The organism is Streptomyces sp. C, from assembly GCF_000158895.1.
In the GTDB taxonomy this organism is placed as follows: Bacteria; Actinomycetota; Actinomycetes; order Streptomycetales; family Streptomycetaceae; genus Streptomyces; species Streptomyces racemochromogenes.
This window is the reverse complement of record NZ_GG657751.1, coordinates 396,718-401,498: the sequence shown is the minus strand read 5'-3', so window position 1 is coordinate 401,498 and position 4,781 is coordinate 396,718. Positions and strand designations below refer to the sequence as shown.

4 protein-coding genes are annotated in these 4,781 nt (G+C 70.9%); 2 read left to right on the top strand and 2 right to left on the bottom strand.

Going from position 1 to position 4,781, the window contains the following annotated elements; genetic code table 11:
* Positions 1–892, bottom strand: an 892-nt coding sequence (locus tag SSNG_RS35145) for an aminoglycoside phosphotransferase family protein (RefSeq protein WP_042804662.1), incomplete at its 3' end; no start/stop codon positions are given.
* Positions 893–944: 52 nt separating this feature from the next.
* The gene (locus tag SSNG_RS35140; protein ID WP_241695314.1) at positions 945–1,937 is read right to left on the bottom strand and encodes a ParB N-terminal domain-containing protein; all 993 of its coding nucleotides are present in this window, start codon (positions 1,935–1,937) and stop codon (positions 945–947) included.
* A 540-nt stretch (positions 1,938–2,477) separates the two neighbouring features.
* On the opposite strand from SSNG_RS35140, the gene SSNG_RS35135 reads away from it, so the two are divergent.
* A complete protein-coding gene (locus SSNG_RS35135) occupies positions 2,478–3,545 on the top strand; it encodes a glucose-1-phosphate thymidylyltransferase (protein WP_007268736.1) in 1,068 nt (355 codons plus the stop codon).
* A 52-nt stretch (positions 3,546–3,597) separates the two neighbouring features.
* Positions 3,598–4,584 carry a dTDP-glucose 4,6-dehydratase gene (gene rfbB, locus SSNG_RS35130; RefSeq protein WP_007268735.1) on the top strand — a complete coding sequence of 329 codons (987 nt, stop codon included), beginning with the start codon at positions 3,598–3,600 and terminating at the stop codon, positions 4,582–4,584.
* Positions 4,585–4,781 lie beyond the last annotated feature (197 nt).

Below are 4,781 nucleotides of genomic sequence, written 5' to 3'. Positions count from 1 at the left end.
TCTGGGAGGGGTCGATGGCGGTCCGCCCGTCCTCCACGTCCCACAGCGTGTTCTGCAGGAGCCGGCCCAGGGTCCAGCCGGCCGCGCGTTCGCGGTCCAGTTCCAGTGCCTCGGTCAGCAGGTCGAAGCGGCGCCGCACCACCCGCGGGGCGTCCCCGGTGGCCTGGAGCTTCTCCCAGCCGGTGTCCAGGGCCGGCCACAGGTCGAAGCCCGGGTCGCCGACCAGGGGTTCGGGGTCGATGGCGAGCCATGGTTCGCGCTCGGCGGCCAGCACGTTCTCGTAGTGCAGGTCCCAGTGCAGGAGCCGGTCGCCGGGCTCGTCCACGAGCTCGGCGACGGCCGACGCCCAGGTGTGCAGCCGCCTCTGGTCTTCCGGGTCCGACAGCGAGGCGACGGCCTGCGGCACTGCCGCCAGCATGTCGCGTGCGATGTCGTCGAGACGGCGCAGGTCCGCGGGCGCCGGGACGGCGTGCAGCCGGGCCATCAGGCCGGCCAGGGTGCCCATGGCCGTGTCGTCGTCGACGACGGACGCGAGGGTGCGCGATGCGTCCAGGCGCTCCAGCAGCATGGCGCTGCTCTCCGGGTCGTGATCGAGCAGCCGCACGATGCCGTCGCCGTTCCAGGCCCGCAGGCCGATCAGCGCGGCGGTCGTCTCCTCGCGGGGCATCTGGAGCTTCAGCGCGGCCCTGCCGCCGTCCTCGCGCCGCACCGGCACCACCAGCGAGGCCTCGCCGGAGCCGGTGCCTCCGTCCCGTTCCAGTCGCCAGCGGTCGAGGAGTTCCGCGACCAGTGCGGGCAGGGCGGCGATCCAGGCCCGTTCCGCCTCACCGCCGTTCTTCGTGTACGAGGTGATCAGGGCGTCGGGGACGTCGATGTCTTCCGGCGATGTCATGGGGGGTTTCCTTCGGGGGGCGGCCGTGCGGGAGGGGTCGGGCGGTACCTGCTCAGGCACCCGACCGCAGTCGGGCCCGGTGCGCCGGGCCGAGCGTTTCGTCGTCCGTGGTGCGGACGTTGGTCAGGTCCACCGCGACCTTCTCCAGGTGTTCGGCCACCTGCCGCCACGTGTCGGCGCAGCCGCGGGCGAGTTCGGCGATGACCGTGACGCGGTGCGGCGGCACGTTGCCGAGCAGCCGGGCCCAGTCCTGGCTGCTCACGGTCACCACGTTGAGCCAGCGCAGCAGCACCCGGCCGTCCTCCGTCAGCCGTACGGAGGGATCACGGCTGAGATGGCTCAGCAGCAGGGCCCGTGACGGCCGGTTCTTCTCGGTCCGGTCGATCCGGGCCGGTGACGGGTCGGCGTCCGCCGCGTCCTCCCGTCGGCGGTCGCGTCCGGGCAGCGGACTCTCGCCGCGCCGGAGGCGTTTGCGGACGTCGGAGGCGGTGCCCAGGGACACTCCGGCCTTGGCCGCTATCTGGCGCAGCGGCGCGGACGGGTTCTCCTGGATCAGCCGGCCCGCCAGCCGTCGCCCTTCCGTGGGGTCCAGCGGCCGGGACCGTCCGTCGCGGCCGATCCGGACGTTCGACTGAGGAACCCCCCCGGTCGAACAGGACCTCAGGGTCCCCACGGTCTTGGCGGAGAGGCCGGTCGCCCGTCCGATGACCCGGTCGGACCACAGGGGGTGGGTGCGCAGGATGCGGGTCGCGGCGGCCTTGCGGTCGTCGAGGGAGAGCGGCAGCCCGTGGGCGATGTTGCAGGTGACGGCGAGGACGAACGCCTCTTTCTCCTCCCCGTCGAAGTACCGGACCGCGATCTCGGCGGCGCCGCGCAGTTCGGCCGCCCGGAGCCGGTGCATGCCGTCGATGACGCGTTTCGTCGAGGACATCACCACGATGGGCGGAAGTTCCACTCCGGATTCCGCGAGGGTACGAATGTGTTCGGCGTCCTCACCGGCACTCCGCGGCGAGTCGGAAACCCGCAGGGAATCAATGGGCACCATGACAACGTCAGATAGTCGCATGCTGTGCTCGTCGGACACGCCCGCGTATCCACCAGGCTGATCGCGGGTTTGAACAGGATTGTTACCTAAAACAGGATCCATTACCTATCCTTCGGTCGCCAAGGTATTCACGGCGGCACGGTCAGCGCCTTCGATCTTTCACCCGGTATATGCTTAGCACCTATGATCGCTTGACAAAAGCTTTACCAAATGGCCGATATTCGCTGCCCCTGCACGGGCAGGGCGCCGGGCTCCACACCCCTTCCTCACGGGCCGCACCGGGAGGTACGGGCCGCGCCAGGGGGTGCAGGCCGCGCCGGACCGGTAAGCCTCAACGGCACCGTGCACCTATCACCTCGCTTTTCAGCCATTCCGGACAACCGATCACGTATCCGAAGAGCGCATTTTTGACGCCAACGAATGACAGGACGACAAGAACGCGCCAGATCACCGAACGTTTCTCGCCGCCGTCCGGTAACGGACCTCTCCCCCGGCAGATCCCCGAACCCGTGCCTCCACGACCACGCAGGGAGAACGACAATGAAAGCGCTCGTACTGGCCGGCGGATCCGGCACCCGCCTCAGGCCCATCACGCACACCTCCGCGAAACAATTGGTGCCCGTCGCCAACAAGCCGGTACTTTTCTACGGACTCGAGGCCATCGCCGCGGCCGGGATCACCGATGTCGGCATCGTCGTCGGCGACACCTTCGGTGAAATAACCGACGCCGTGGGAGACGGCTCGAAATTCGGTCTCGACGTGACGTACATCCCGCAGCCGAAACCGCTGGGACTCGCGCACGCCGTACTGGTGGCCCGTGAATACCTGGGCGCGGACGACTTCGTCATGTACCTCGGCGACAACTTCGTGGTGGGGGGCATCGAGGGCCCGATCCGGGACTTCCGGGCCGTCCGGCCGGACGCGCACCTGCTGCTCACCCACGTGTCCGACCCCAGCTCCTTCGGGGTCGCCGAGCTGGACGCCTCGGGGCGGGTGCGCGGGCTGGAGGAGAAGCCGGTCCGCCCCAAGAGCGACCTCGCGCTGGTCGGGGTGTACCTCTTCTCCCCCGCCATCCACGAGGCCGTGCGGGCCATCAAGCCTTCCTGGCGCGGGGAGCTGGAGATCACCGACGCGGTGCAGTGGCTGATCGAGGCCGGCCGGGACGTGCGCTGCACGCAGATCACGGGCTACTGGAAGGACACCGGCAACGTCGCCGACATGCTGGAGGTGAACCGGCTCGTCCTGGAGGAGACCGAGGCGCGCTGCGACGGGCTGGTGGACGAGCACAGCGACCTCATCGGCCGCGTCCAGGTCGAGGGGGGTGCCGAGGTGCGCAACTCCCGGGTGGTCGGCCCCGCGGTGATCGGCGCGGGCACGGTCGTCAGCGGGTCCTACGTGGGACCCTTCACCTCCATCGCCGAGGACTGCGTGCTCGAGGACAGCGAGGTGGAGTTCTCCATCGTGCTGCGCGGCGCCTCGATCTCCGGCGTGCGGCGCATCGAGGCGTCCCTCATCGGCCGGCACGTGCGGGTGACGTCCGCGCCGCCGGTGCCGCACGCCCACCGGCTCGTGCTGGGCGACCACAGCAGGGCCCAGATCTCCTCGTGACGCGCCCTCCCCTCGTGCCGAACGTCCGACCCGGAAAGCGGAGCCCGTTGCCATGACCACACACCTGCTCGTCACCGGAGGGGCCGGCTTCATCGGCTCCCACTACGTCCGCACCCTGCTCGGGCCCGACGGGCCCCCCGACGTGGTGGTGACCGTGCTGGACGCCCTGACCTACGCGGGCAACCCGGCCAACCTGGCCGCCGTGCGCGACCACCCCCGCCACCGGTTCGTGCACGGCGACATCTGCGACGCGGACCTGGTCGACCGGGTGATGGCGGGTCAGGACCAGGTCGTGCACTTCGCCGCCGAGTCCCACGTCGACCGCTCGCTGCTGGACGCCTCCGCCTTCGTGCGGACCAATGTGCACGGCACCCAGGTCCTGCTGGACGCGGCGCTGCGGCACGGGGCGGCGCCCTTCGTCCAGGTGTCCACGGACGAGGTCTACGGCTCCGTCGAGCACGGCTCGTGGACCGAGGACGAACCGCTGCGCCCCAACAGCCCCTACTCCGCGTCCAAGGCCTCCGCCGACCTGCTGGCCCTGGCCCACCACGTCAGCCACGGCCTGGACGTGCGGGTGACCCGCTGCTCCAACAACTACGGTCCCCACCAGTTCCCCGAGAAGCTCGTCCCCCGGTTCGTCACCCTGCTGATGGACGGGCACCGGGCGCCCCTCTACGGGGACGGGCTGCACGTGCGCGAATGGCTGCACGTCGACGACCACGTGCGGGGGATCGAGGCGGTGCGCACCCGGGGCCGGGCCGGCCGCGTCTACAACATCGGCGGCGGCACCACCCTGAGCAACCGGGAGCTGGTCGGGCTGCTGCTGGATGCGTGCGGGGCCGACTGGAGCCGGGTGGAGCACGTCGAGGACCGCAAGGGGCACGACCGGCGCTACTCCGTCGACTCCACCCGGGTGCAGCGGGAACTGGGCTTCCGGCCGGCCACCCCCCTGGCCTCCGGACTGGCCGCCACGGTCGCCTGGTACCGGGACCACCGATCCTGGTGGGAGCCGCTGCTCCCGGCCCGCTCGCCGTCCTAGGTGTCCGGCCGTTCCCGGCCGGACCGCCCCGGACGGACCGCTCCGCCCTTCCCGACGCCCGGTACGCACCCCTCGGAGACCGACACCATGCCCCCGTACCCCCGTCCGCGGTGGCTCGTCACCGGTGCGTCCGGCATGCTGGGGCGCGATCTCACCTCCCTGCTGCGGCGCCGGGGAACCCCGGTCACCGCGCTCGG